This is a genomic window from Bradyrhizobium sp. Tv2a-2, assembly GCF_000472425.1.
GTDB lineage: Bacteria > Pseudomonadota > Alphaproteobacteria > Rhizobiales > Xanthobacteraceae > Bradyrhizobium.
The window spans coordinates 123,720-149,541 of sequence record NZ_AXAI01000012.1 but is presented as its reverse complement, the minus strand read 5'-3'; the positions used below and the strand labels follow the sequence as shown (position 1 = coordinate 149,541).

Genomic DNA, 25,822 nt, shown 5'->3' with positions numbered 1-25,822 from the left:
TTTCGGAAAACCGCTACACACTTTTCCGGATCATGCTCTAGCATCGAACTCAGGTGCGCGACTGCGCACCTGAGAATCTCGAGATTCTCGGTCTGGTGCTGACCACCATTCCGGAATGACGGAATGATCTAACTTCCTTTTTCGCCCGACATCAGCGGTCCGAAGAGCTGCCAGCTCTCGCCTTCGAAGCGCTGCATTTGCAATTGCTCCAGCGGCGCGAAATCGGTCGGGCTGGTCTTGATCTTGGTGCCTGGCAGGTAGATGCCGATTTCGAAATTGAGGTTGGCGGCCTGCTTCATCACGTTCTCGCGGGTGAGATCATCGCCGCATTGTTTCAGCACCTGCTCGAGTCCCTTGGCGACGCCGTAGCCGAAGACGGTGGATGCATCCTCCTGATCGCCTTCCGGATACCACTTTTTCATGAAGGCGCGCCACTCGTTCATCGCGGGATCGCTCTTCCACGCGGGATCCTTGGGATCCTTCAGATAATTGGTGGAGAGGATGCCCTGGCTCGCCTCATAGCCCGCCGGCTTGATCACGCCGCCGATCGAGGCCGACACGTTGGTGAGGAACTGGGTCGGCTTCCAGCCGATCTCAGCGATCTTCTTGATCGCTTGCGCGGCGAATTTCGGCGTCGCAACGTTGATGAAGATGTCGGGATTGGAGCCCTTGATCTGCACCACCTGCGAGTCGACCGTCGGGGACGAAGTCTCGTAGGATGTTTCCACCACGATCAGCTTGCTCGCCTGGTCGCCCAGTCCTTCGTGCAGGCCGATCAGATAATCCTTGCCGAAGTCGTCGTTCTGGTAGAGCACGCCGATGGTCTTGCCGGGAAGGTTCTTCAGGATATACGCGGCGTAGATTCGTGCTTCCGTCTGGTAGTTGGGCTGCCAGCCCATGGTCCATGGAAAGTTCTTGGGATCGTTCCATTTGGCAGCGCCCGTCGAGACGAAGATCTGCGGCACCTTCTTGGCGTTCATGTATTTCTGGATCGCGGTGTTGCCCGGCGTGCCCAGCGGATTGAAGACCAGCAGCACCTCGTCGCTTTCCACGAGCTTGCGCGCCTGCTCAACGGTCTTGGGCGGGCTGTAGGCGTCGTCATAGGAAATGAAATTGATCTTGCGTCCGTTGATGCCGCCTTCCGAATTGATCTTGTTGAAATAGGCGGCTTCGGTCTTGCCGATGGTCGCGTAGGCCGAGGCCGGCCCGGAATAGGGCATGATATTGCCGATCTTGATCTCGGTGTCGGTCGCACCGGGATCGTATTTCTTTTCGGCGTGCGCAGTGCCTGCAAGGGCTGTCGCAAGCGCCCCCGCAAGCACAAATCTCCTGACGTGGCTGAAGTCACGGGTCTGCATCATCGTCCTCCCTGGTACTCACCGATGGCTCAGGCAGTTCTTGATGGAGCAGCTTCTCGAGCCGTCGGATCAATGCGCCGATGAGTATGCACGATTGCGGTCGCCTTGCCAGAGAGGGCTTTGTCGCCATTTTCCGCAAGGCGGGAAGCGGGCGGGGTGCGGGTTCCGCTGCCGCATTGCGAAGCAGAAGCGCAAGGACTGTCAAACGAAGCACGAAGGAAGCGCGCATGATGGGTCTGCTTTGGAGGAGCGTTCATCCATGAATCCCGCGCAAAAGGCGCTCTGGTTCATCGAAAGCCATCTCGGAAAGGCGCTGACGCTTGACGAGATTGCCTCGGTTGCCGGCGTCTCGCGCTTTCACATGGTGCGGGCGTTCGCCGCTGCGACCGGCTTTTCGGTGATGCGCTATGTACGGGCACGGCGGCTGACGGAGGCCGCCCGTGCGCTCGCCCGCGGCGCGCCGGATATCCTCTCGCTCGCGCTGGACGCGGACTATGGCTCCCACGAAGCATTCACCCGCGCGTTCCGCGACCATTTCGGCATGACGCCCGAAGCGGTCCGCGCCGCCACGTGCCTCGACCATCTCAAGCTTCAGGAGCCGATCCTCATGAATTCCACCGCACTCGACAATCTCGCTGCGCCGCGTTTCGAGACCGGCAAGGCCTTCCTGGTCGCCGGCGTCGGCGGCCGTTTCAGCCACGAGAACGGCGCCGGCATTCCGCTGTTGTGGCGGCGCTTTCACCAGGAGATCGCCAATCTTCCGAACTCGATTGGAAATGTCGCCTATGGCGTCTGCTGCAACGGCGATGACGCCGGCAATTTCGACTATATCGCGGGACGCGAGGTCGCCGACTTTTCCGAGCTGCCGCGCGAGTTCAGCAGGGTTCGCATCCCGGCGCAGAAATACGCGGTGTTCACGCACAAGGACCACATCTCCGCGATCCGGCGCACCGTCAACACCATCTGGAATCACTGGCTGCCGCAGTCCGGCTTCAAGATGGCCGATGCCCCGACCTTCGAGCGCTATGATGAGAAATTCGATCCTGCGACCGGTAACGGCGGGCTCGAGATCTGGGTGCCGCTCGGGGCTTGAGTTTCGATGCAGCACTGCTGCGCGTCACGCGCGCAACCGCTTGCTTGGCAAGCGCGGATGACTTTGCCATAAGCTTTCCGTCAACGAAACTTGCGCGCGCGGAAAATGCTTCCGCTTGCGCGCTCAAAGAACAAGCGGGAGGTTTGCGATGTCTGATATCCGCGTGCTGGCGACCGGGCTGGAATTCCCCGAGGGGCCGGTTGTCCTGCCGGACGGATCGGTTCTGCTGGTCGAAATCCGCAGGCAGACGCTGACGCGGGTCTGGCCCGACGGGCGCAAGGAGGTGGTCGCGAAAATTCCCGGCGGCCCCAATGGCGCGGCAATGGGCCCCGACGGCAAATGCTATATCTGCAACAATGGCGGCTTCGCCTGGATTCCGACCCGCACCACCGTCATGCCCGGTCCGCAGCCGGAGGATTATCGCGGCGGCTCGATCCAGCGCGTCGATCTGCAGAGCGGCAAGGTCGAGACCGTCATCGACAGATGCGGCGAGCACGCGCTGCGTGGCCCGAATGACCTCGTGTTCGACAAGCATGGCGGCCTGTGGTTCTCGGACCTCGGCAAGCGGCGCGCGCGTGAGATGGACCTCGGCGGCTTCTATTACCTCAAGCCCGGCATGAAGGAGATTGTCGAAGGCGTGTTCGGCGTGCTGCCGGCCAATGGCATCGGGCTTTCACCGGATGAAAACACCGTCTACATCGCGGAGACGCCGACCGGGCGGCTGTGGGCCTATGATCTCTCGGAGCCCGGCACGGTGCGCCCGCGCGACGCGATCTATCGCGGCGAGCGCGGCAAGCCGATCGCGGGCCTCGGCGGCTACCAGATGTTCGACTCGCTTGCGGTCGAGGCCAACGGCAATGTCTGCGTCGCCACGCTGGTGTCGGGCTGCATTTCCGTGATCGCGCCCGACGGCGCCCTCGTCGAGCAGGTCCCGACCGGCGATCGCGTCACCACCAACATCGCCTTCGGCGGCCCGGAGCTGAGGACCGCCTACATCACGCTGTCGGGCAAGGGCGAACTGATCGCCATGGACTGGCCGCGGCCGGGGCTCTCGCTGAATTTTTTGAACAAGTGAAGGACACCGTCATTCCGGGGCGGGCGCAATTGCGCACCTGAGAATCTCGAGATTCCGGGTCTGGTGCTTGCGCACCATCCCGGAATGACGGAGCTTACGTTTTCGAACGAATGGGGAAGGAACCATCGATGCCCTGGCTCGAACCAGTCACCTTGCGCGGCGCGCACGCACGGCTTGAGCCGCTGGCGGCCGCGCATCGCGAGGGGCTCGTGGCGGCCGCCAACGACGGCGACCTCTGGAAGATCTGGTACACCGCCATCCCGAAGTCTGAGAACATGGACAAGGAGATCCAGCGCCGGCTTGGATTGCAGACTTCGGGCTCGATGTTGCCCTTCACCGTGTTCGATGCCGAGGGCTCGATCGCCGGCATGACCACTTACATGAATGTCGATGCAGCCAACCGCCGGGTCGAGATCGGTTCCACCTGGTATGCCAAACGCGTGCAGCGCACACCGCTCAACACCCAATGCAAATTGCTGCTGCTCGCGCATGCCTTCGAAAAGCTCGACTGCATTGCGGTAGAATTCCGCACCCACTTCTTCAATCACCAGAGCCGCCGCGCCATCGAGCGGCTGGGCGCCAAGCAGGACGGGATTTTGCGCAGCCACCAGATTGCGCCCAACGGCACGCTGCGCGACACTGTGGTCTTCAGCATCATCGCGTCCGAATGGCCGACGGTGAAGGCGCATCTCGAATATCAACTCAATGACAAGCCGCGCCAGGCGACGAGTTAAGGTACGATGGAAACTTTCGATTACGTGATCGTGGGCGCGGGCTCAGCCGGCTGCGTGCTCACCTACAGGCTCAGCGAAGATCCCTCGACCTCGGTCTGCGTGCTCGAAGCGGGGCCGCGCGACTGGCATCCCTACATTCATCTGCCGGCCGGCTTCATCAAGACGTTCCACATGAAGAGCGTCAACTGGGCCTATCAGCAGGAGCCGGGCCCTTATACCGGTGGCCGCAGCATCTATGCGCCCCGCGGCAAAACGCTGGGCGGCTCGTCGTCCATCAACGGCCACATCTACAACCGCGGCCAGCGCCAGGATTTCGACACCTGGGCGCAGATGGGCAATCGCGGGTGGAGCTACACGGACGTGCTGCCCTATTTCAAGCGGCTGGAAAGAAGGGTCGGCGAGGGCGAGGACGAATATCGCGGACGCGACGGCAATCTCACCGTCACCACCATGGACTGGAAGGATACGCTCTGCGAAGCCTTCATGGCGGGCGCGATCTCGCTCGGCATCCCGCGCAACCCCGACTACAACGGCGCGATCCAGGAGGGCGTGTCCTACGCCCAGCGCACCATCCGCAACGGCCGCCGCGTCAGCGCAGCGACAGCCTTCCTGCATCCGGCACGCAAGCGCGCCAACGTCCGTGTCACGACGCATGCGCATGCGACCGAGATTATATTCGAGGGCAAGCGCGCCGTTGGCGTGCGCTACATCAAGGGCGGCCGCGGCGGCACACCGCTGGAGGTGCGCGCCAACAAGGAGGTGATCCTTGCCGGTGGCGCCTACAACTCGCCGCAGCTGTTGCAATTGTCGGGCATTGGCGCCCCCGGGCTCTTGCAGTCGCTGGGCATCCAGGTGCGCCATGCGCTTCCCGCGGTCGGCGAGGGCCTGCAGGATCATTACGCGCCGCGCACGGTGGCGCGGGTCAAGAACATCAGGACCATCAACGAGCTCAGGCAAGGCTGGCATCTCTGGGTCGAGGCGCTGAAATGGGCCACGACCCGGCGCGGCCTGCTCTCGCTGTCGCCGACCATGGTCTATTGCTTCTGGCATTCGGGCGAGACCACCGAAAGCTCCGACCTGCAGCTCACCTTCACGCCCGCAAGCTACAAGGAGGGCGTGCAGGGCCAGCTCGAGGACGAGCCCGGCATGACGGTGGCGTCCTGGCAGCAGCGCCCCGAGAGCCGGGGCTTTGTCCGTCTCCGCTCCGCGGATCCGTTCGCGCCGCCGATCATCCAGACCAACTACCTCGCAGCCGAGCTTGATCGCCGCGTCATCGTGGCCGGCATGAAGCTCGCGCGCCGGCTGCTCCAGTCGGGCCCCCTTGCGCCTTACTACGCCTACGAGGATTTCCCAGGGCCCAATGTGCAGAGCGACGACGAATTCCTCGGCGCCGCCACCCAGCGCGGCACCACGACCTTCCATCCCGGCTGCACCTGCCGCATGGGACCGGCGGACAGCACCTGGGCCGTGGTCGACGACCAGCTCCGTGTACACGGGCTCGAGGGCCTGCGCGTCATCGACGCCTCGGTGATGCCGCGCATGATCTCGGCCAATCTCAACGCCTCCACCATGATGATCGCCGACAAGGCAAGCGACCTGATCCGGGGCAAGGGCGCGAGGGTAAACTGAACGGGCGCGGCGGGGCGCACCTCTCCCTCGGGAGAGGTGAACCGAGTTTTCCGGCCCGAAGAGTTTCCAGCGCCTCGTCGCACCATTGATCGGGCTAGCCAAGCCGGCGTAACCGGCTAGATTGGCGTCGGTCGATTGGATCGTGCGTTCGCAAGCGGGATTGTCGTGACGTCGGGGCGGATTTTCCTGATCTCCTTTGTGGCGATCGTGGCCGGCATAGTGCTCGGCATGATCCTGCGCCGGCAGATTCCCGCCGTCCATGTGCGCGAGGACGCCAGGGACGTCATCCGGCTCGGCGCCGGCTTCCTGACCACGCTCGCGGCGGTCCTGATCAGCCTGATGATTGCGTCGGCCAAAACCTCCTATGACATCCAGGATTCCCACTTCCGCACCCTTGCGGCGTACCTGGTCGAGACCGACCAGCTACTGGTGCAATACGGGCCGGAGGCGACGCAGGTCCGCATCCTGATGCGCCAAGCGATTCCCGCCGCCGTCGACCGCATCTGGCGCGAGAAGCAATCGGCCGCGCAGACCAGCGCCTTCACTGCCGCCTCGCTCGCCGAGCAGCTCAACAGCGCGATTGCGGCGCTGACGCCCGCCAATGATGCGCAACGCGCGATCAAGCGGCGACTCGAGAACGACGCCGCCGAGATCGCGTACACCCGCCTTCTGATGTTTGCCGACGGCGACAAGCCGATCCTGACGCCGTTCCTCCTGATCCTGATCTTCTGGCTCGCCGTGATCTTCGCCAGCTTTTCCCTGTTCGTCGAACCCGGCCGCCTGATGATCGCGGCGCTGCTCGTCTTCGCGCTTTCGGTATCGAGCGCACTGTTCTTGGTCGCCGACCTCAGCCAGCCCTTCGTCGGGCTGATGCAGTTGCCCAAGGAGCAGCTCGAGCACACGCTTGCGCCGCTGAACTAAAGCATGATCCGGAAAAGTGTGTAGCGGTTTTCCGAGAAGATCATGCTCAATTGTAAACCTGAAGCGCGATGACGATTCAACCCAATCTCATCGCGCCTTAGAGCGCAGGTGCAGATGAACCTTGAGCAACGAGAGACCGCATGAAGCTGCGCCGGGCCACACCTGAACGACTGAGCGCGTTCTCGGATGGCGTGTTCGCCGTTCTCATCACGGTGCTGGTTCTGGAATTGAGGCCGCCGGAACGTCCGACGTTTGATGCGCTCCTCGCGCTGTGGCCGACATGGCTGAGCTATGCCGTGAGCTATCTGTTCATCGCCATTGTCTGGGCCAATCACCATTACCTGATGCGCTACGCCGATGAAGCGACCCCGCGGCTCCTGTGGTTCAATTTCGCACATCTGTTTTCGATGTCGTTGCTGCCGCTGTCCACGGCCTGGATGGCGGTGAGCCGGCTCGCGCCGCAGCCGGTGGCGTTCTACGCAGCCGTCCTCTTCCTTGTGAACGTCACCTATCTCGCCTTGATTTGGGACCTGGTCGATTGGATGCCCGGCATGACGATCATACCGAAAGTGCGCAGGATCATGCGCGTCCGGTCGGTGATAACCTTGTGCGCCTTCGGTGCGGCGGTGTTCGTCGCGCTGAAATATCCACTGGTTGGGCTCGGCATGTGCATTTGCTGTCTGGTCGTCTATTTGAGGCCCGAACCGCCATGGGCAGAGCGACAGGCGGGAGAGGGCGTTGATTCTGAAGATACCTAAAGCGCGATGAGATTTGGTTGAATCGTCATCGCGCTTTAGGTCTTTGATTGAGCATGATCTTTTCGGAAAACCGCTGCACACTTTTCCGGATCATGCTTTAGCTCGTAGAGCGACGTCCTCTCTGCGGTGGATCGCTGCAAAGTGTCACCATTGCGGTATACTTTTGGAGAACGCGCTTGAATCGGGCGCCGCAACGTCGAGGGAAACGCGATGGACGTGGCTAACCTGGTCCTGCCCGTGTTTGCCATCATCGTCACCGGCTGGCTGGCCGGTTGGCTGGGCTACATCTCGCGATCACTTGCCGACGGGCTCGTGCATTTTGCCTACAATGTCGCGATGCCGGCGCTCTTGTTTGTGACGATCGCACAGGAATCGGCGCGCAGTCTTCTGGAATGGCGCTTTCTGCTCGCGTTCGGCGGCGGCTCCATACTCTGCTTCCTGCTGGTGCTCCTGGCGCTGCGCGCGGGATTCGGACGCGGCCTCGCCAGCAGCACGATGTACGGAATGTCGGCAGCGATGACCAATACCGGATTTGTGGCGCTTCCGATCCTTCACTCGGTCTACGGCCAGCCCGCCGTCCTGCCCGCCGCCGTCGCAACCGTCTTCGTGGCGGCAGTGATGTTCCCTGCCACTGTCATCCTCCTGGAAAGCGAGGGAAGCGGCAAGCACGGGACCTCAGGCATGCTCGTCCTGATGAAGCAGATCGTGCTCAATCCGATGGTGCTATCGACCCTGATCGGTCTGGCATGGGCGATCACGGGAGCACCGATTCCGGCCCCGCTCGCGGCCTATCTGAACATCTTCGCGGCTGCGCTCACGCCGTGCGCGCTGTTCGCCATAGGGCTCGGCCTGTCGCTTGAGGGAATAACCTCGAACCTCGCAGGCTCCATTGCGCTCGCGGCCGTCAAGCTCGTGATCATGCCGTTGATCGTCTACGTGCTGTGCGTCCTGTTGGGCCTCAATCCGCTTTACACGGTCGCAGCCGTCGTCTGCGCCGCCGTGCCGACCGCCAAGACCGTCTATATCCTGGCCGGCGCGTACAAGGTGGAGGAACCGCTGGTCGCGGCCACGGTCTCGATCACCACGCTGCTGTCGGTTGCGACGCTGTTGGGCTGGCTCTACGCCCTGTCCGGACTTGCAGTGACAGCCGGTTGAATCGGCCTCAGGCCTGAAGGCATCGATTCAGGCGACATCAGTAAGTTTTGAGAGCATTTGTATGGTTATCGACGCACTGTTAGAATATCTGCGGGCAGCAGGAACAAGAGGGTCGGAATGATAGGAAGCTCCTTGGCGAACTTATGCCGCGTCATCGAAGCTGAATCCGTTGACGGAGTTCTGCTGTTGCAGAATCCGCAGGACAATCCGATTTGCCAACTGTCATACGACAGATGCCTGCGCTGTATCGAAATTGTCTGGCGAAAGTACGCAACGAGCGCACAGCTGCGTTTCATTCACGAGATTATTATTTCCATGCTCTCGGAACATTCGGCTGACAAGATCCTAGGTGACGACTCCGATTTGCCGATCGTGCATGCCGAAGATCAGCACTGGATCATAAACGACTGGCTGCCGCGAGCCCGAGCGGCTGGCCTTAAGGCGGTGGCAACCGCGGTTTCGATGACCTTCTTCGGCAGGCTTACGATCGGGAGAATTCATGCAAGAGTGTCCGACGAGCTGTCGATCAAGGATTTTCACAGCATTCATTCCGCCCGCATGTGGCTGAAGGAGCAGGCGACAGAGCCGCCGACCGCTCCGGGCTGAACCGACGGAGCTCTCAAGCTGGCGTGAAGCGATTCAGAACTGCACCCGCGCGGAACGCGCGGCAGGTGAGGGGAACTCTCCATGCGCTGAGCTCGTCTTGAGTCTCCCTTGCCCGGATCGCATCTGGCGATGCAATCGGACCTCTCCCGCAAGCGGACCGCAAGCGGGGCGAGGTAACTTCCGATCAGACCTCGCGCCGGCTCAAGAACGCCAGCCGCTCGAACAGATGCACGTCCTGCTCGTTCTTGAGCAGTGCGCCGTGCAGCGGCGGGATCAGCTTGCGCGGGTCGCGCTCCCTGAGCATTTCAGGCGTGATGTCCTCGTTGAGCAGGAGCTTCAGCCAATCGAGCAGCTCGCTGGTCGAGGGCTTTTTCTTCAACCCGGGCACCTCGCGGACCTCGAAGAAGATGCGCAGCGCTTCCTCGACCAGGCGCTTCTTTATGTCGGGGAAATGCACGTCGACGATCCGGCCCATGGTGTCGGCATCCGGGAACTTGATGTAATGGAAGAAGCAGCGGCGCAGGAAGGCGTCCGGCAATTCCTTCTCATTGTTCGAGGTGATCATCACGATCGGGCGGAGCTTGGCCTTGATGGTCTCGCCGGTCTCGTAGACATGGAATTCCATGCGATCGAGCTCGAGCAGGAGGTCGTTCGGAAATTCGATGTCGGCCTTGTCGATCTCGTCGATCAAGAGCACCGGGCGCTGCTCCAGGGTGAATGCCTCCCACAGCTTGCCGCGCTTGATGTAGTTCTTGATGTCGGAGACGCGGGCGTCGCCGAGCTGGCTGTCGCGCAGACGCGACACCGCGTCGTATTCGTAGAGGCCCTGCTGCGCCTTGGTGGTGGACTTGATGTGCCAGGTCAGAAGAGGGGCGCCAAGCGCCTTCGCCACTTCCTCGGCGAGCACCGTCTTGCCGGTGCCGGGCTCGCCCTTTATCAGCAGCGGACGCTCGAGCACGATCGCCGCATTGACGGCGACCTTGAGGTCATCGGTGGCAACGTAATTCTTGGTGCCGGTAAATTTCATCGAGCTTTGCCTCGCCTTCTGCTCTTGCTGCCTTTTGCGCTTGTCGTCTACTGCCTTTGTCGCAAGCTGAACCTCGCTGCCTTAGCAGGAAAACGCCGCCAAAACAGCCTTATTTGCGGGAATAGAGGGATGCGCCGGGTGCACCCATGCGCAAAATCCGACCGGTTCGGGATAGCCGGGCGGCCCGGGGGCCTTGACGTTCATTATATGACGGGCAATCTGTCACCCATGTTCTTGCAATTCTTCACCTCACTCCGCGATGCGCAGGTCCCGGTGACCTTGCGCGAATATTTGACGCTGATGGAGGCGCTCGACGCCGATCTCGCGGACCAGTCGGTGGAGAGCTTCTACTACCTGTCGCGCGCGGCGCTGGTGAAGGACGAACGCAATCTCGACAAGTTCGACCGCGTGTTCGGCTCGGTGTTCAAGGGGCTGGAAAGCCTGCTGGACGCCATGGAAAAGGCCGACATCCCCGAGGAGTGGCTGAAGAAGCTTGCCGAGAAATACCTTACCGAGGAAGAGAAGAAGCAGATCGAGGCGATGGGCTGGGACAAGCTCATGGAGACCTTGCGCAAGCGGCTCGAGGAGCAGAAGGGCCGCCACCAGGGCGGCAACAAATGGATCGGCACGGCCGGCACCTCACCCTTTGGCGCCCATGGCTATAACCCGGAAGGGGTGCGCATCGGGCAGGAGAAGAACCGCAATTTCCGTGCGGTGAAAGTCTGGGACCGCCGCGAGTTCAAGGACCTCGACGGCAATGTCGAGCTCGGCATCCGCAACATCAAGGTCGCGCTGCGCCGCCTGCGCAAGTTCGCCCGTACCGGCGCGCCTGACGAACTCGACCTCGACACCACCATCAAGGAGACCGCCAACCACGGCTATCTCGACGTGCATATGCGTCCCGAGCGGCGCAACGCGGTGAAGGTTTTGGTGTTCTTCGATATCGGCGGCTCCATGGATTCCCATATCGAGCAGGTCGAGGAGCTGTTCTCGGCCGCGAAGAGCGAATTCAAGCACATGGAATATTTCTACTTCCACAATTGCCTTTATGAGGGCGTGTGGAAGCAGAACCGCCGCCGTTTCACCGATCGCACGCCAACCTGGGACATCCTGCACAAATATCCGCACGACTATAAGGTCGTGTTCGTCGGCGACGCCTCGATGTCGCCCTACGAGATCATGGTGCCCGGCGGCTCGGTCGAGCATGTCAATGAGGAGGCGGGCTCGGTCTGGCTCGACCGCGTCATCCGCACCTATCCGCATGCGGTGTGGCTTAATCCGGTGCAGCAGAAGCACTGGGATTATTCGGAATCGACGACCATCATCCGCCGCCTCTTCGCCAACCGTATGTTCCCGATCACCATCGAGGGACTGGAAGGCGCGATGAAGGAGCTGGTGCGGTAGCCCACGCACTTGTCATTCCGGACAGCACGCAAGGCGGGCTGATCCGGAATCCCGAGGTTGTGGGCGTGGGTCGAGATTCTCAGGTGCGCAATCGCGCACCGTAGTTCGCTCGCCGGCGCGAGCGCCCCGGAATGACGGCGAGAACAAAACGACGCGCGGAACACAGGACAAGCAAAGAGGGAGAGCAATGCCCCAGACCATCCACCGCGGCATCAAGGCCCTGATCGACGAGGCCAATGCCGAGATCGAAACCCTGAGTGCCACCGACGCGATCAGGATCGCGCAAGGCGGCGACGTGGTGATCGTCGACATCCGCGATCCCCGCGAGATCGAGCGCGACGGCAAGATTCCCGGCGCCTTCTCCTGCACCCGTGGCATGCTGGAGTTCTGGATCGATCCGGCGAGCCCCTATGCCAAGCCTATCTTCCAGGAAGACAAGAAATTCATCTTCCATTGCGCCGGCGGATTGCGCTCGGCGCTCGCCGCCAAGACCGCGCAGGACATGGGGTTGAAGCCGGTCGCCCATATCGCCGGCGGTTATGCCGCCTGGCGCGATGCCGGCGGCCCCACGGAGAAGTGGGAGCCGAAGAAGAAGGGATAGAACTCGCTCCTTCGTCATTCCGGGCGCGCGCCCGAACTCTGGTTTACCCGAGTTCAGCCTACAATAATCCAAGTCGGCAACAGCCGACATGGGACGCGAACCCGGAAATCTCGCTCGACAACCTCCGGATTCCGGATCTGCGCGCTGGAGCGCGCATCCCGGAATGACGAACAAGGACAATAGCAGCATGACCACCACCACCGATCCGCTCGTCGCCACCGAATGGCTCGCTGCCCATCTGAACGATCCGAACATCCGGATCGTCGATGCCACCTTCAAGATGCCCGGCGTGCTGCCGCTGCCGAGGGACGACTTCCTCGCCGCGCATATTCCGGGCGCAGTGTTCTTCGACGTCGATGCCGTGTCGGATCACGCCAATCCGCTACCGCACATGTTTCCGAGTGCCGAGCAATTCGGCCGCGATGTCGGCGGGCTCGGTATCGGCAATGACGACACCGTGGTGATCTATGATGCCGGCGGCTGGGTCGCCGGCCCGCGCGCCTGGTGGATGTTCCTCGCCTACGGCCACGACAAGGTTCATCTGCTCAACGGCGGCTTGAAGAAGTGGCGCGCGGAGGGACGCGGCGTCGAAAGCGGCGAGGCGAAGCCGAAGCCGGCCGAATTCAGGGCCAGCTTCGACGCGAGGCGCGTGCGCTCGATGGAGCAGATGGTTGCCAACCTGTCCGGACACGCCGAGCAGGTGATCGACGCCCGCGCGGCCGATCGCTTCGAAGGCCGCGTGCCGGAGCCGCGGCCGGGCCTGCGGTCGGGGCACATCCCCGGCAGCCGCAGCGTGCCCTATAACAGGCTGTTCGACGCGGCGACCGGCACCATGAAGCCGCTGTCGGATTTGCGCGCGGCCTTCACCGATGCCGGCGTCAAGCTCGATGCGCCGATCGTGACGAGTTGCGGGTCGGGTGTCTCGGCCGCAGTGCTGACGCTCGCGCTCTACCGGCTCGGCATCGCAAACCCCGCGATCTATGACGGCTCCTGGTCGGAGTGGGGCAAGGAGGGCGGCCCCCCGGTCGCGACCGGGCCTGCGTGAGCCGGACGCGATCAGCGTGCGCGCGCGGTCGCGTTCGCGAGACCGGGCCGGATGTATTGCATGGCGGCGAACGGGTTCGCTGCCAACCGAGCCTGAGCCGCTTCTTGCGCCAGCCTGGCACGCCGCGCGGCGAGGCGCCGCTGCCGAGCCCGTTCCTCGGCGCGCTCCTTCTTCTTGGCGTCGCTGGGGTCAAGCTCACCGCGAGCGCCTTTCGGCTCCTCGGTCGTAACCGGCGGACCGCCCAGCGTTGCGATCCTGGCCGTCGCCGGATCGGCTGGCGCGCTTGACGGTTCGGGCGTCGCCGGAAACGCTTCGCCGGTCGATACGACTGCCGGCTCATCGACCGCCGGGGATGAGATGGTCGACGCCGAAGCCGCGGGAGGTGCTGAAGCCGCGAGAGGTGTCGCGTCGGCCGCTGCAGTCTTCGTGTCCGTGGCAGCTGGGACTTCCACCACGGCAGCAGGCTGCGCCGTCGGCGCTTCCTTGGGCGCGGTCTCAGGTGGAGCGGACGGCGCCGCGACGGTGGCGACCTGCGTCTCGGCGGCTTCCGTCTTTGGCGCCTCGGGTGCAACGTCCGGCTTGGCGACGTCAGCCTTGGCGACGTCAGCCTCGGCCACGTCAGGGGTGTCAGCCTTGGTGGCTTCCAGCGGGGCGGGGGATTGCGGATCAAGCGCCGCGGTCTTCTCCGCATCCGGCGACGAAGTGGTCTCGGCCGGTTGCGCGGGGGCGGGCACCGGAGCGGCGTCAGCGGCGTTCGGCGTAGTCGCCTTTGGCTCAACCCGCAACATCGCCAGCACAGGTGGGGTTGCGTCGCTCTGCTGGGTAACTGAGGTACCGGAGGCCGGGCGCCAGGTTCCGCTTTCCGCAAACTGCTCGTGAGCGGTGCGCAGCACGGCCGCGGCTCCCAGGCCAAACACCAGAACCGACATGGACAGGACGATCGCGGCGAACAGAAAACGAAAGCCGGGAAGCATGGGGGGATAGATCCGCCTTGCAGGGAACTCTGCGAAGGCCCTCGAGCCATCAGGGAACGCGGTGACCACAGGATTTGGCCACATTCGCTCCGCGGGCGGCGGCAGACCGCGCAAGCGAATCAGGCTCGTTCAAGAATACCGCAATGCAGTTCGCGCCGATGGTGAAAAATCGAAGGCAATGAACGGCCCCAGGTGCCGCGAGAAGTATTTTTCTCCGCCTGCGGCTTCCCGGCAACGGCGTTGAAAGAACGTCACATTTTACCTTGATGGGGGCGGGCTTGGCGGATTTGTCTTGAATGCGCCGCTATCTTCCGTCATCCAACTGTTAACGGTCCGCTGCGGACTTGGGGTCTATACAAGAGCGATGATGATCAAACGCATTCTGACGATCTGTGCTGCCGTGGCGGCGGGCGCGGCAGTGATCCCGCTTGCACAGGCCCAGCAGGCCTATCCGGTGCAGCCCGGTACGGTCTATGCGCCAGCGCCGCAGCCCTATCCGCCAGGCTCGGCCCCGAATTTTGATTCGGTCGATGATGATGATGACGCCCAGGCGCTCCCGCCGCCGGGACCCGGCCAAGGGTATGCGAGAGCCTATCCCCAGGGGCCGGTGATGTCGCCGGACGATCCGCGCTACGGCCGTCCGCTTTATTCCGACCGCAGCATGCCGTCCGGGCCGGTGGTTTCGCCTGACGACCCCCGTTACGGCCGCCCCGCAGGCGCCCCCCCGGCCTATGCCAACGGTGCCGCCGTGCCGACCGGCCCGGTGATGTCGCCTGACGATCCCCGTTATGGCCGCCCGGCTGGCCCGCCGGCGGTAATCTATGCCGATCGGCCGGCCAACGGCCAGCAGGCCTATGTCGATCCCAATACCCCGCGTCCGCCCGAGGGCGTGGGCGGTCAGCCCAACGTTACCGGCGCCGTTCCGCCGCCGGCAACCGGTCCCGACGGCCGGCCGATGATGGTTGCGGCCCTCCCGCCGGAGGAGCAGCCGGAAACCGGTCCCGCTCAGCTGCCGCCGAACCTGCGGCGGCAGGAGGTTGACTTCGCCACCAAGGAGCCGGCCGGCACCATCGTCGTCGATACGCCGCACACTTATCTTTACTACGTGCTCGGCAATGGCCGGGCGATCCGCTACGGCGTCCGCGTCGGCCGCGACGGCTTCACCTGGACCGGCGTGCAGAAGATCACCCGCAAGAAGGAATGGCCGGACTGGTATCCGCCGAGCGAAATGATCGATCGCCAGCCCTACCTGCCGCGCTTCATGGCCGGCGGCCCGGGTAATCCACTCGGCGCCCGCGCGATGTATCTCGGCAATACCGTCTACCGCATCCACGGCACCAACCAGCCGTCGACCATCGGCAAGTTCGTCTCCTCGGGCTGCATCGGCATGCTCAATGACGATGTCTCCGATTTGTTCGAGCATGCCAAGGTCGGTACCCGCGTGGTCGTGTTGCCGGGCGGCCCGCCCCCGGGCACCGCGACCGCATCGGCCCAGCCGGTGCCGGGTCAGGTCCCCCCGCAGCAGCCGGTGCAGATGTCGAATGCTCCCGTTCCCGGCACGCAGCCCACCGTGGTGCCGCCGCTGCCCGCCCCGGTGACCGTGCGCTAGGCGCATACGATCTCGACAAATTCAAAAGGCGACCGCCGTCGGCGGTCGCCTTTCTCGTTCGCGAAAGTTCGTGCCGCTGCTCAGGCCAGCCGGCGCGGCGGCTCGCCCCTGAACCAGGCTTCGATGGTGTCGACCATCTGACCATAGTGGGCGCGCAGCGCGTCGACCGAGACGTAGCCGAGATGCGGCGTGATCACCATGTTGTCGAGCTTGCGGAAGGGGTGGTCGACCGGCAGCGGCTCGACCGAGAACACGTCGACGCCGGCGCCTGCGATCCGCTTCTGCTGCAGTGTCTCCAACAGCGCCTGCTCATCGACAATCGGCCCGCGCGAAGTGTTGACGAGATAGGCGGTTGGCTTCATGCGGGCGAGATCGTCGCGGCTCACCAGCCCGCGCGAGCGCTGGCTCAGGACCACATGGATGGTGATGATGTCGGCGGTCGCAAACAACTCCTCCTTGCTGGCATAGCTGACGCCGATCTCGCTGGCTCGCTCCGGCGTGAGGTTCGGGCTCCAGGCGATCACCTTCATGCCGAACGCCTTGGCGAGGCCCGCGACCTTGCTGCCGAGCTTGCCGAGGCCGACGACGCCGAGCGTCCGACCCTCGATCTCGATGCCCGGAAAGGTCTGCCAGACTTCGCCCGCGTGCATCCGCGCGTTCTCGCGCCCGATGCCGCGGGTCAGCTCCAGGATCAGGCCCATGGTCAGCGCTGCAGTCGGGTCCTGGCTGTATTGCGTGCCGCAGACCACGACGCCGCGCTGCTTGGCCGCCTCCATGTCGAAGGCGGCATTGCGCATGCCGGAGGTGAGCAGGAGCTTCAGCCTGGGCAGTTCGGCAATCAGCGTTCCGGGAAACGGCGTCCGCTCGCGCATGGCGCAGACGATCTCGAAATCCTTCAGCGCGGAAGCGGCCGCTGCCTCGGTCGGAAAATGATGGTTGAACACCGTGACGTCGACACGGTCGCCGATCTTGGCCCAGTCCGCGACATCGAGGGCGATATTGAGATAGTCGTCGAGAATTGCACAGCGCAGCCGCGTCATTGCGAGGGTCCGATCATGGCGAGGGTGACGGCGGAACGACCGTCCGGGAGGGACGCCATGGTTGCGCGCCAGAAGCTGGCGCGCAAGCGGTCTGCCGCTTCAAAAAGTGCTGAAAGCCTGCTCTCAGACGTCGCGGGACTTCAGGCGGAACGCGGCCGCCTCACCATATTTGGCGCGCCAGGCCGGGCCGGGGCCGCGCATGTAATGCTGTTCCGGCCGATAGGGATGGAAGGCCTTGGCGACGAAGTCGCGCCAGAAAGTCCTGATGCCGGCGAGGGCGCCGGAATGGCCGTTCCCGCTCTCGGCGGGGGAAAGGCCCGTGGAAGTGATGGTTGCCATGACGCAGGCTCGCTGTTTTGGTTCGCGGCTCTTGCCGCGTTAGACGCGGTTTCCCCGCGCCGAAAACCAGCTTTGGCCCGATTTGTTAAAAACTAGTTTCAAATGCCGTGATTCGCTGCACACATGGTATCGACCCCGTATTCGCCCGTGGTTAAGGAAGAGAAAACGCCCCGCCCATGGTTGCCCTTTGCGGGTCGCGCGGCTACATCAGCCGCAGCAAAATTCCGACAATTCTCAAGGTTTCCGGAAGGCTTCGCGATGGCGCGCCAGTTCGTCTATTTCATGCAGGGTCTGTCCAAGACCTATCCGGGCAACCGCAAGGTGCTCGAGAACGTCCATCTGTCGTTCTATCCCGACGCCAAGATCGGCGTGCTCGGCGTCAACGGCTCCGGTAAATCGACCTTGCTCAAGATCATGGCCGGGATCGACAAGGAATACACCGGCGAGGCCTGGGTCGCCGAGGGCGCCCGCGTCGGCTATCTCGAGCAGGAACCGCAGCTCGATGCCAAGCTTTCCGTGCGCGAGAACGTCATGCAGGGCGTCGCCAAGCAGAAGGCGATCCTCGACCGCTACAACGAACTCGCCGTGAACTACTCGGAAGAGACCGCCGACGAGATGACCAGGCTGCAGGACGAGATCGAGGCCCAGGGCCTGTGGGATCTCGACAGCAAGGTCGACCAGGCGATGGACGCGCTGCGCTGCCCACCCGACGACGCCGACGTCACCAAGCTGTCCGGTGGCGAGCGCCGCCGCGTCGCGCTGTGCCGCCTGTTGCTCGACCAGCCGGAACTGTTGCTGCTGGACGAACCGACCAACCATCTCGACGCCGAGTCCGTGTCCTGGCTCGAAGGGCACTTGCGCAACTATCCCGGCGCGATCCTGATCGTGACCCACGACCGCTACTTCCTCGACAATGTCACGGGCTGGATCCTCGAGCTCGATCGCGGCAAGGGCATTCCTTACGAGGGCAACTACTCCTCCTGGCTGGTGCAGAAGCAGAAGCGTCTGGCGCAGGAAGGCCGCGAAGAGGCCGCGCGTGAGCGCACGCTCGCGCGCGAGCAGGAATGGATCGCGGCCTCGCCCCGCGCCCGCCAGTCCAAATCGAAAGCGCGCTATCAGCGTTACGAGGAACTGCTGCAGAAGGCCGCCGACAAGCAGACGCAGACGGCGCAGATCGTCATTCCCGTCGCTGAACGGCTCGGTCAAAACGTCATCGATTTCGAAGCTCTCAGCAAGGGCTTTGGCGATCGCATGCTGATCGACGATCTCACCTTCAAGCTGCCGCCGGGTGGCATCGTCGGCGTGATCGGCGCCAATGGCGCAGGCAAGACCACGCTGTTCCGCATGATTACCGGTCAGGAAAAGCCCGACAACGGCACCATCACCACGGGCGAGTCCGTGCATCTCGGCTATGTCGACCAGTCGCGCGACGCACTCGACGGCTCGAAGACCGTATGGGAGGAGATTTCCGGCGGCAACGAGCTGATCCTCTTGGGCAAGCGCGAGGTCAATTCGCGCGGCTATTGCTCGTCCTTCAACTTCAAGGGCGCCGACCAGCAGAAGAAGGTCGGCTCGCTCTCCGGCGGTGAGCGCAACCGCGTGCATCTGGCGAAGATGCTCAAGTCCGGCGCCAACGTGCTGCTGCTCGATGAGCCGACCAACGATCTCGACGTCGACACGCTGCGCGCGCTGGAAGAGGCGCTGGAGGATTTCGCCGGCTGCGCCGTCATCATCAGCCATGATCGCTGGTTTCTCGACCGCATCGCCACCCACATCCTGGCCTTCGAAGGCGACAGCCATGTCGAATGGTTCGAAGGCAATTTCCAGGATTACGAGAAGGACAAGATGCGCCGGCTCGGTCAGGATTCGATCATTCCGCACCGGGTGAAGTACAAGAAGCTCACGAGATGAGGCGTCGATGAGGCGCGCGGCGATCATCGCAGCAGCGATCGTTTCCTTGTGCGGATCGTTTCCCGCGCGCGCCGCTGATGCTGCCTTTACGCAATTCATCGCCTCGCTCTGGCCGGAGGCGGAAGCCGCCGGCGTCTCGCGCGCGACCTTTGATCGCGAGACTGCGGGCCTCGAGCCCGACTACAAACTGCCCGACCTCATCCTGCCGGGGCGGCCCGCGACCGGTGCGCCGGCACAGGCCGAGTTCGTGCAGGTGCCCGCCGATTATATCAAGGAGCCCGCGATTGCGCGGCTGGCCGAGCACGGCCAAAAGCTTTTGCAGCAATATCGCCCCTCGCTCGATGCGATCGAAGGCCGCTTCGGCGTGCCTGCGACCGTCGTGCTCGCCATCTGGGGCCGGGAGACCGATTTCGGCCGCTACACGCTGCCTTACGACGAGGTGCGCGTGCTCGCGACGCAGGCCTATGTCGGCCGCCGCAAGGACACCTATCGCAACGAGTTCATCCTGGCGCTCAAGATTCTCGGCGAGGGCGCGGTTGGCCGCAAGGACATGCGCGCGTCCTGGGCCGGCGCCACCGGGCTCACACAGTTCCTGCCTTCGGAATACTACCAGCATGGCGTCGACCTCGACGGCGATGGCCGCATCGATATCTGGCACTCGGTGCCCGATGCGCTCGCTTCGGCCGCCAAGCAACTCGTCGATAAGGGCTGGCAGGGCGGCTTGCGCTGGGCCTATGAGGTGAACGCGCCGGGCAGTGTCGATTGCACTCAAGGCGTGCCGGAAGTGACCAAACCGATCGGCGACTGGCTGCGCGCAGGTTTTGTCCCCGTGCGTGGCGAGAAGCTCAGCGCGTCCGAGCAGGCACAGCCCGCCTCGCTGTTGCAGCCCGAGGGCATCTATGGGCCGGCCTTCCTGACCACCAAGAACTACTTCGTGATCAAGGAATACAATTTCTCCGATCTCTATGTGCTCTATGTCGGCCATCTCGCCGACCGCATGAAAAGCCCGCAGCCCTTCGTCACACCATGGTCGACATCGACACAGCTGCGCACCAAGGACGTCGAGGCCATGCAGCGCGGCCTCACCCGTATCGGGTTCTACAAGGACAAGATCGACGGCAAGGCCGGCATGCAGACCCGCGCCGCGCTTGGCGCCTATCAGAAATCGGCGGGGCTCAAGGTCGATTGCTGGCCGAGCGCGGCCGTGCTGCAGTCCATCAGCGCCGCGCACTAAAGAAAAGAGCCCGCTCGAAATCTCGACCGGGCTCTTGCAAATTCTCTCAGCTAAAGCGCGATGCGATTGGTTGAATCGTCATCGCGCTTTAGGTCTTTGATTGAGCATGATCTTTTCGGAAAACACACACTTTTCCGGATCATGCTTTAGCTCAGTAGCAGACCTGCACCGGGTGGACCCGCCAAACGCCGTAGTAGTCGTCCCAAACGCGCTGGCGCTGCCAGTAGCAGCCGGGCGGCGGGGGCGGCGGCGCACCGACATACACCGGCTCCCCGTAAACAGGGGCAGGGCGGCTTGCCGCGATGGCACCGCCCACGATCGCGCCGCCAAGCAGGCCAGCCGCGATCCCGACACCAACGCCGTCATGGGCGCGCGCAGCCGGCGCGACCGAAACCAACGATCCCGTGATCGTCGCAGCCGCGACCAAGGCGGCAACTGACTTCTTCATTCCTTCGCTCTCCTGGAGGTGGCGCGCCGGCTTGGCCGCGCCGGGATTAAGTGAACTCTTACGCCGTGTCCGGACCTCGCCGTTGGCGTTGAGAAAACGCCAAAACAGTCAATGCCGGGTAAACGGCCTTCCGAGCGGTCGGAAAAAGCGGTGCTTTTCAGGCCACTAAAGCGCGATGAGATTTGGTTGAATCGTCATCGCGCTTTAGGTCTTTGGTCGAGCATGATCTTTTCGGAAAACCGATACACACTTTTCCGGATCATGCTTTAGACGAACAGCGCCCCGAACGCATCAAAGCTCGGGACGCCGCTAACAGGCTTCAAACAGGATTTGTCGGTCAGCCGCAGACGCGAACGTTGCGGACCCGCCAGGCAAAGCCGTCCCAGAAGCGCTGGTGCTGCCAATAGCAGGGGCCGGCCGGGCCCGGGGCATAGGCATAGCCGGGTGGATAGCCATAGCCGGGACCGTAATAGCCATAGCCGGGGCCGTAGGAATAGGGGCTCGAGGCGATCGCACCGCCAACGATCGCACCGCCGATGACGCCCGCAGCGATGCCCGGGCCCCAACCCCAACCGCCGCGCCAGGCGAGCGCGGGGGAGGCGGTCGAAACAGCCAGCGTGGCAACGGCTGCAAGTGCCAGCAAAGTTTTCTTCATGGCCGTACCTTTCTGAACTCAGTGACACCAGGGCCACTTGTCGGATTCAAAAGTTCCATATCGCGCTTGAACGCTCAATGAACGCATAGGTCACATTTGGCGACAAATCATGACCATAGCCACAATTGTGCGGTGCACAAGGAAATGGACTCCAGGTCGCACTCTGCGCCACCTCGGCAGGGCTGCGGGCAGCGGTGTGCGGCGGTATCAATTGACGCTTTTCGCACCTGGCGTTTTGACCCGCGCTTGGCCTGCCACAGCAGGGCAAGCTTAGATCGATTCCAGCCTGTTATTTGCGGGGTCGGCGCAGTTTGGAATCACTTCAAATCGGAGTTTTTCCCTTTGCGTCCCTCGCTCCGCTTCACTATCCAAGATCGTGCGTCACCAAAGGTCGTCCCGCGTTTTCATGATCGTCTGTTCCTGCAACGTCATTACTGATCACGATGTGCGTAACGCCGTCAGCGGCGCTGACGATGTCGTGCGCCATGCGAAGCAGATCTATGGTTGCCTCGGTTGCAGCGCGGAATGCGGACGGTGCGCGCGCACCATCAAGACCATTATCGACGAGGCGCTCGGCTCGTGCGCACGGGCCTGCCAAGCTGGCTGCCCGCACAACCTCACCGCTGCGAACGATGAGGTCCACGATCATATCCGGGACGATTTCGGTCTCGCGGCCTCCTGAAATTCCCCAACAGAATGCTGCCGCCGGTTCCGGATCTCAGCCGGGACGCTTGTATTGGCCGCAAATCCGTTTAGAACAATTCTAAGCTGCTGCGGCCCTCGCCGCATGCCGCGATTTTCGACCGAGAACCCCCGGAGTGCATCATGCAGGGCGACGCAAAAGTCATCGAATATCTCAACAAGGCGCTGCGTCATGAGCTCACGGCCATCAACCAGTACTGGCTGCATTACCGCCTCCTGAACAATTGGGGCCTGCTGGAGATGGCCAAGGTCTGGCGCAAGGAGTCCATCGAGGAGATGGAGCACGCTGACAAGCTGACCGACCGCATCCTGTTTCTCGACGGCTTCCCCAATATGCAGGTGCTCGATCCCTTGCGGATCGGCCAGGACGTCAAGGAAATCATCGACTGCGATCTCGCAGCCGAGATGAGCGCGCGTGCGCTCTACCAGGAAGCCGCGACCTACTGCCATGGCGTCAAGGACTACGTCACGCGCGATTTGTTCGAGAAGCTGATGAGCGACGAGGAGCACCACATCGACTTCCTCGAAACCCAGCTCGACCTGATCAAGCGCATCGGCCTTGAGCTCTACACCCAGAAGCACGTCGGCGGCCTCGAGGGCGAGGGGCACTGAGGGGGCTACTCTAACCTCTTTCTTCCGGTGCCAAAAATGCGGATGCCCGGGTCAGGCCCGGGCATCCGCCGCCGAGAAAAGCTCCGCGAAATTCAGAGCTGCGTCTTGTAGCGCGCTTCCACCACGGTCTGGCTTTCCGGCTCGCCGAGCGCGGTTTGGTCGTGAATGACCTCGCTGATGCTGGGGAAGCTCGCGCGCGTGACCTGCACGTCCCTCGACCACAGCTTCGAGCGCATCAGCGCCTTGCCGCAATGGAAATAGGCCTCGCTCACCTCGACGCGTAGCACCGCGCGCGGCGGCTTGCCGAACTCGATCATCGCCTCCAGCAGCTTCGGGTCGGTCGTCACCGCGCCCTTGCCGCCGACGCGCAGCGTCTCATCGATGCCGGGCACGAAGAAGATCAATTGCAGCAGGCCGCTGCCCTCGACGATGTTCTTGAAACTGTCGATGCGGTTGTTGCCGGCGCGGTCCGGCATCAGCAGCAGGTTCGGTCCCTCGACATGGACAAAGCCCACGCCGCCGCCGCGCGGAGACGCATCGACGCTGCCGTCCTTGCCGGAGGTGGCCAGCACGCAGAACGGCGACATCGCGATGAAATTCTTCGCATGCGCATCGATCGACGGCCGCGCCTTGGCGATGACGCGCGGGCTCGGTTTGGCATAGATCGCGGTGAGGTCGGCGGAGGTGACGTCGGCCAAGGTGGTGCTCCGGTGGTTTTGCGGGAGGCTAGCAGCGTGTCACAGTCCAGTCATCATGTAGATTGCGTGCCCGCCCCTACAACTCTTGAGGGTTTACGCCGTCATTGCTTCGTCGCTCCGTTCCTCGCAATGAGCACGGTGCGTGCGGCGATCCGAGAGGCTCGCACGAATGGCGGACCCGTTACCCGTGATGGCCATCCCTGAGCACGCTGAGCGCATACCAGCCCCAGTAGACCCGGTGGCGCCTGATCAGGCCGTCCTCGATCTCCATGACTTCCACCAGCTCCATCTGATGGCCCTCCGGCGACTGCCGCGGATATTCCCAGGTCAGCACCCGCCCGTCGCTGAAGAAGCCCTTCTTGAAGCGCTTACGCTGGGGCGGATTGGTCTGGAACACGCGGGTAATGAAAGCACGCAGGTTTTCCCTGCCTTGCACGATGCCCTCCGGCGTCTTCATGAGATGGCAAACCAGCGGGCTCTCGATCGAGGCGTCCTCGGCATAGAGCGCGAGCGAGGCTTCCAGGTCCCTCTTTCCCAACGCGTCGTCCCAGAGCTTGTAGATGCGTTCGACGTCTTGCACGGCTGTTTCCTTTTGTGAGGTCGATGCCTGCAAGGGTCGCAAAGCGGGGGGTGTTGACGTTTCATCGATTTCTGAAATGACTCCCGCCAAAGCGGGATATGATGGTGCTGCTGGGAGCAGGAACCTTGGCAACCGCTGGAGCTCGAAATCGGATGCTTGACCGGCCGGTGCAAACGGGGTTTGCGAAGATCACGCAGGCGCTGAGCGACCCCGCGCGAGAGGCCATGGTGTGCGCGCTGGCCGACGGGCGGGCGCTGCCGGCCGGCGAGCTCGCCGAAATCGCCGGCATCTCGCCGCAAAGCGCCAGCGCCCATTTGCAGAAGCTCGTGGACGCACGGGTGCTCGCGGTGTGGGCGCAGGGGCGGTTTCGCTACTATCGGATCGCCGACGACGAGATGGCCGCACTGGTCGAAAGCCTGGCCAATCTGGCCACGCGCGAGGCGCACCGGCGTGCTTTGCCGCCCGAGCCGTTGCGGCAGTCGCGCAGCTGCTACCAGCATCTGGCGGGCGCGCTCGGCGTTTTGCTTGCGGAGGCGCTGATCCGTCGTGGGCTGGTGAAGCTCGAGGCGCGCACCGGGCAGGTGACCGCGGCGGGACTTGCCTGGTGCCGCGGTGAGGGCATCGCGTTCAACCCGGCGCGCACGCCGCATGTCCGTCTCTGCAACGACTGGACGGAGCGCGTGCCGCATCTCTCCGGTCCGTTTCCGAGCGCTCTGCTGAAACATCTCGTCGACAACCGCTGCCTGGTGCGCAGCCGCCTGCCGCGAGCGTTGCGGCTGACGAGAAAGGGCCGCGCCTTCTTCGATCGGCTCGGCATCAAGGTGCCGTTCTGACGATTGCACTTAAAGTTCGGTCGGGCGCCGGGTTGTCACCTCTCCTGCGGGAGAGGTGAACCAGGATTTCCGGTTTGGGTTATCGTGTGTCGTCGACTTCGGTCTCCGGGCGGTCGCTGCCCTCGGCGGTTTCCGTGCGCCACTTGCCGTCGGGCGTCTCATATTCGATCACCTCGGTGCGTCCCGGCGTGCGCTGCTCGGCCGCGGCACGCTTGGCGGCGGCGAGCGCCGCGGCATGGTTCGGGAAGCTTTCCGAGAACACGCCGTCGACGGTGTAGGCCCAGCCGCCGTCATGTTCGACGATCCTATAGGTGACGTGAGACATCGAGACACCCCGCTTGTTCGATCCGGCACGTTGCGGAAATTGATGCCGCCATTCTAGGCCAAAACAGCGCTCCGATGTAGGATTTTGGCTCGTCCGATCGTCCTTGAGCAAGTGCCGCGAGGCGCCGTCGTTCACGGGCAGTGGAGGTCAAGCATGTGCCGCAACATCAAGACGCTGTTTAATTTCGAGCCTCCGGCGACGGAGGACGAGATCCGCGCCTCCGCGCTGCAATTCGTGCGCAAACTCTCCGGTTTCGGCCGGCCGTCGCAGGCGAACCAGGCCGCGTTCGATCTCGCGGTGGATGAGGTGAGCGACGCCGCGCGGCGGCTGTTGACGTCGCTGCACACCCAAGCCCCGCCGCGCGACCGCACCATCGAGGCTGAAAAGGCGAAGGAGCGCTCGCGGCTGCGGTTCGGTTGATACGCTCATCTCGTCATGGCCGCGCTTGACCCGGCC

28 protein-coding genes are annotated in these 25,822 nt (G+C 63.3%); 18 read left to right on the top strand and 10 right to left on the bottom strand.

Annotated features, from left to right (window positions below):
- Nucleotides 1–128: 128 nt before the first annotated feature.
- Entirely contained in the window at nucleotides 129–1,361 is a 1,233-nt protein-coding gene (locus A3AI_RS0124935; RefSeq protein WP_024518206.1) for an ABC transporter substrate-binding protein, read from the bottom strand.
- Nucleotides 1,362–1,617: 256 nt separating this feature from the next.
- Here A3AI_RS0124935 and A3AI_RS0124930 point away from each other — a divergent pair, with 256 nt between their 5' ends.
- The 8 genes from A3AI_RS0124930 to A3AI_RS0124895 all read left to right on the top strand — a co-directional run bounded on the left by A3AI_RS0124930 (nucleotide 1,618) and on the right by A3AI_RS0124895 (nucleotide 9,329).
- On the top strand, nucleotides 1,618–2,451 hold the full coding sequence (locus A3AI_RS0124930; protein ID WP_024518205.1) for an AraC family transcriptional regulator: 834 nt from the start codon (nucleotides 1,618–1,620) through the stop codon (nucleotides 2,449–2,451).
- Nucleotides 2,452–2,599: 148 nt separating this feature from the next.
- Nucleotides 2,600–3,526: an SMP-30/gluconolactonase/LRE family protein gene (locus A3AI_RS0124925; protein WP_024518204.1), complete on the top strand. Its 927-nt coding sequence runs from the start codon at nucleotides 2,600–2,602 to the stop codon at nucleotides 3,524–3,526.
- 128 nt (nucleotides 3,527–3,654) lie between these two features.
- The gene (locus tag A3AI_RS0124920; protein ID WP_024518203.1) at nucleotides 3,655–4,260 is read left to right on the top strand and encodes a GNAT family N-acetyltransferase; all 606 of its coding nucleotides are present in this window, start codon (nucleotides 3,655–3,657) and stop codon (nucleotides 4,258–4,260) included.
- Between the two features lie 6 nt (nucleotides 4,261–4,266).
- The gene (locus A3AI_RS0124915) at nucleotides 4,267–5,889 is read left to right on the top strand and encodes a GMC family oxidoreductase (protein WP_024518202.1); all 1,623 of its coding nucleotides are present in this window, start codon (nucleotides 4,267–4,269) and stop codon (nucleotides 5,887–5,889) included.
- Between the two features lie 135 nt (nucleotides 5,890–6,024).
- Complete coding sequence (locus tag A3AI_RS0124910) at nucleotides 6,025–6,810, top strand: bestrophin-like domain (protein ID WP_024518201.1); 786 nt, start codon at nucleotides 6,025–6,027, stop codon at nucleotides 6,808–6,810.
- A 140-nt stretch (nucleotides 6,811–6,950) separates the two neighbouring features.
- The gene (locus tag A3AI_RS0124905) at nucleotides 6,951–7,568 is read left to right on the top strand and encodes a TMEM175 family protein (RefSeq protein ID WP_024518200.1); all 618 of its coding nucleotides are present in this window, start codon (nucleotides 6,951–6,953) and stop codon (nucleotides 7,566–7,568) included.
- Nucleotides 7,569–7,778: 210 nt separating this feature from the next.
- Entirely contained in the window at nucleotides 7,779–8,723 is a 945-nt protein-coding gene (locus A3AI_RS0124900) for an AEC family transporter (protein ID WP_024518199.1), read from the top strand.
- A gap of 117 nt (nucleotides 8,724–8,840) precedes the next feature.
- On the top strand, nucleotides 8,841–9,329 hold the full coding sequence (locus A3AI_RS0124895) for a hypothetical protein (protein ID WP_024518198.1): 489 nt from the start codon (nucleotides 8,841–8,843) through the stop codon (nucleotides 9,327–9,329).
- 184 nt (nucleotides 9,330–9,513) lie between these two features.
- On the opposite strand, the gene A3AI_RS0124890 is transcribed toward A3AI_RS0124895, so the two are convergent.
- Nucleotides 9,514–10,356 (bottom strand): AAA family ATPase, encoded by an 843-nt coding sequence (locus tag A3AI_RS0124890; protein WP_024518197.1) that lies wholly within the window; start codon nucleotides 10,354–10,356, stop codon nucleotides 9,514–9,516.
- Between the two features lie 228 nt (nucleotides 10,357–10,584).
- Here A3AI_RS0124890 and A3AI_RS0124885 point away from each other — a divergent pair, with 228 nt between their 5' ends.
- From A3AI_RS0124885 to sseA, 3 genes are all read left to right on the top strand, one after another.
- Nucleotides 10,585–11,760 carry a vWA domain-containing protein gene (locus A3AI_RS0124885; protein WP_024518196.1) on the top strand — a complete coding sequence of 392 codons (1,176 nt, stop codon included), beginning with the start codon at nucleotides 10,585–10,587 and terminating at the stop codon, nucleotides 11,758–11,760.
- Nucleotides 11,761–11,947: 187 nt separating this feature from the next.
- On the top strand, nucleotides 11,948–12,361 hold the full coding sequence (locus A3AI_RS0124880; RefSeq protein WP_024518195.1) for a rhodanese-like domain-containing protein: 414 nt from the start codon (nucleotides 11,948–11,950) through the stop codon (nucleotides 12,359–12,361).
- A gap of 187 nt (nucleotides 12,362–12,548) precedes the next feature.
- Entirely contained in the window at nucleotides 12,549–13,406 is an 858-nt protein-coding gene (sseA, locus tag A3AI_RS0124875) for a 3-mercaptopyruvate sulfurtransferase (RefSeq protein ID WP_024518194.1), read from the top strand.
- Nucleotides 13,407–13,417: 11 nt separating this feature from the next.
- On the opposite strand, the gene A3AI_RS43395 is transcribed toward sseA, so the two are convergent.
- The gene (locus tag A3AI_RS43395) at nucleotides 13,418–14,380 is read right to left on the bottom strand and encodes a hypothetical protein (protein WP_024518193.1); all 963 of its coding nucleotides are present in this window, start codon (nucleotides 14,378–14,380) and stop codon (nucleotides 13,418–13,420) included.
- Nucleotides 14,381–14,744: 364 nt separating this feature from the next.
- Between A3AI_RS43395 and A3AI_RS0124865 the strand changes: the two genes are divergently transcribed.
- Nucleotides 14,745–15,989 carry a L,D-transpeptidase family protein gene (locus A3AI_RS0124865; protein ID WP_024518192.1) on the top strand — a complete coding sequence of 415 codons (1,245 nt, stop codon included), beginning with the start codon at nucleotides 14,745–14,747 and terminating at the stop codon, nucleotides 15,987–15,989.
- Nucleotides 15,990–16,069: 80 nt separating this feature from the next.
- Here the strand turns inward: A3AI_RS0124865 and A3AI_RS0124860 are convergent, their stop codons facing one another.
- Both A3AI_RS0124860 and A3AI_RS0124855 read right to left on the bottom strand, forming a co-directional pair.
- A complete protein-coding gene (locus A3AI_RS0124860; protein WP_024518191.1) occupies nucleotides 16,070–17,029 on the bottom strand; it encodes a D-2-hydroxyacid dehydrogenase family protein in 960 nt (319 codons plus the stop codon).
- A gap of 123 nt (nucleotides 17,030–17,152) precedes the next feature.
- Entirely contained in the window at nucleotides 17,153–17,368 is a 216-nt protein-coding gene (locus A3AI_RS0124855; protein ID WP_024518190.1) for a hypothetical protein, read from the bottom strand.
- A gap of 258 nt (nucleotides 17,369–17,626) precedes the next feature.
- On the opposite strand from A3AI_RS0124855, the gene ettA reads away from it, so the two are divergent.
- Both ettA and A3AI_RS0124845 read left to right on the top strand, forming a co-directional pair.
- A complete protein-coding gene (gene ettA / locus A3AI_RS0124850; RefSeq protein WP_024518189.1) occupies nucleotides 17,627–19,279 on the top strand; it encodes an energy-dependent translational throttle protein EttA in 1,653 nt (550 codons plus the stop codon).
- Between the two features lie 7 nt (nucleotides 19,280–19,286).
- Nucleotides 19,287–20,513, top strand: coding sequence for a lytic murein transglycosylase (locus A3AI_RS0124845; RefSeq protein WP_024518188.1), 1,227 nt, complete (start codon nucleotides 19,287–19,289; stop codon nucleotides 20,511–20,513).
- A gap of 151 nt (nucleotides 20,514–20,664) precedes the next feature.
- Here A3AI_RS0124845 and A3AI_RS0124840 read toward each other — a convergent pair whose 3' ends face one another.
- Together A3AI_RS0124840 and A3AI_RS0124835 are read right to left on the bottom strand one after the other, a co-directional pair.
- Nucleotides 20,665–20,961, bottom strand: coding sequence for a hypothetical protein (locus A3AI_RS0124840; RefSeq protein ID WP_024518187.1), 297 nt, complete (start codon nucleotides 20,959–20,961; stop codon nucleotides 20,665–20,667).
- Nucleotides 20,962–21,298: 337 nt separating this feature from the next.
- Nucleotides 21,299–21,616, bottom strand: coding sequence for a hypothetical protein (locus tag A3AI_RS0124835; RefSeq protein WP_024518186.1), 318 nt, complete (start codon nucleotides 21,614–21,616; stop codon nucleotides 21,299–21,301).
- 406 nt (nucleotides 21,617–22,022) lie between these two features.
- Between A3AI_RS0124835 and A3AI_RS0124830 the strand changes: the two genes are divergently transcribed.
- Together A3AI_RS0124830 and bfr are read left to right on the top strand one after the other, a co-directional pair.
- On the top strand, nucleotides 22,023–22,298 hold the full coding sequence (locus A3AI_RS0124830) for a (2Fe-2S)-binding protein (RefSeq protein ID WP_024518185.1): 276 nt from the start codon (nucleotides 22,023–22,025) through the stop codon (nucleotides 22,296–22,298).
- Nucleotides 22,299–22,441: 143 nt separating this feature from the next.
- Nucleotides 22,442–22,930 carry a bacterioferritin gene (gene bfr / locus A3AI_RS0124825; RefSeq protein ID WP_024518184.1) on the top strand — a complete coding sequence of 163 codons (489 nt, stop codon included), beginning with the start codon at nucleotides 22,442–22,444 and terminating at the stop codon, nucleotides 22,928–22,930.
- A 92-nt stretch (nucleotides 22,931–23,022) separates the two neighbouring features.
- Here the strand turns inward: bfr and A3AI_RS0124820 are convergent, their stop codons facing one another.
- Both A3AI_RS0124820 and A3AI_RS43390 read right to left on the bottom strand, forming a co-directional pair.
- Entirely contained in the window at nucleotides 23,023–23,628 is a 606-nt protein-coding gene (locus tag A3AI_RS0124820; protein WP_024518183.1) for an MSMEG_1061 family FMN-dependent PPOX-type flavoprotein, read from the bottom strand.
- Nucleotides 23,629–23,809: 181 nt separating this feature from the next.
- The gene (locus A3AI_RS43390; protein WP_036049472.1) at nucleotides 23,810–24,208 is read right to left on the bottom strand and encodes a nuclear transport factor 2 family protein; all 399 of its coding nucleotides are present in this window, start codon (nucleotides 24,206–24,208) and stop codon (nucleotides 23,810–23,812) included.
- A gap of 152 nt (nucleotides 24,209–24,360) precedes the next feature.
- Between A3AI_RS43390 and A3AI_RS0124810 the strand changes: the two genes are divergently transcribed.
- Nucleotides 24,361–25,041, top strand: coding sequence for an ArsR/SmtB family transcription factor (locus tag A3AI_RS0124810; RefSeq protein WP_036049469.1), 681 nt, complete (start codon nucleotides 24,361–24,363; stop codon nucleotides 25,039–25,041).
- Between the two features lie 79 nt (nucleotides 25,042–25,120).
- Here the strand turns inward: A3AI_RS0124810 and A3AI_RS0124805 are convergent, their stop codons facing one another.
- Nucleotides 25,121–25,366, bottom strand: a complete 246-nt coding sequence (locus tag A3AI_RS0124805; RefSeq protein WP_024518181.1) for a DUF2188 domain-containing protein — start codon at nucleotides 25,364–25,366, stop codon at nucleotides 25,121–25,123.
- A gap of 153 nt (nucleotides 25,367–25,519) precedes the next feature.
- Between A3AI_RS0124805 and A3AI_RS0124800 the strand changes: the two genes are divergently transcribed.
- Entirely contained in the window at nucleotides 25,520–25,786 is a 267-nt protein-coding gene (locus tag A3AI_RS0124800; protein ID WP_024518180.1) for a DUF2277 domain-containing protein, read from the top strand.
- Nucleotides 25,787–25,822: the final 36 nt, after the last annotated feature.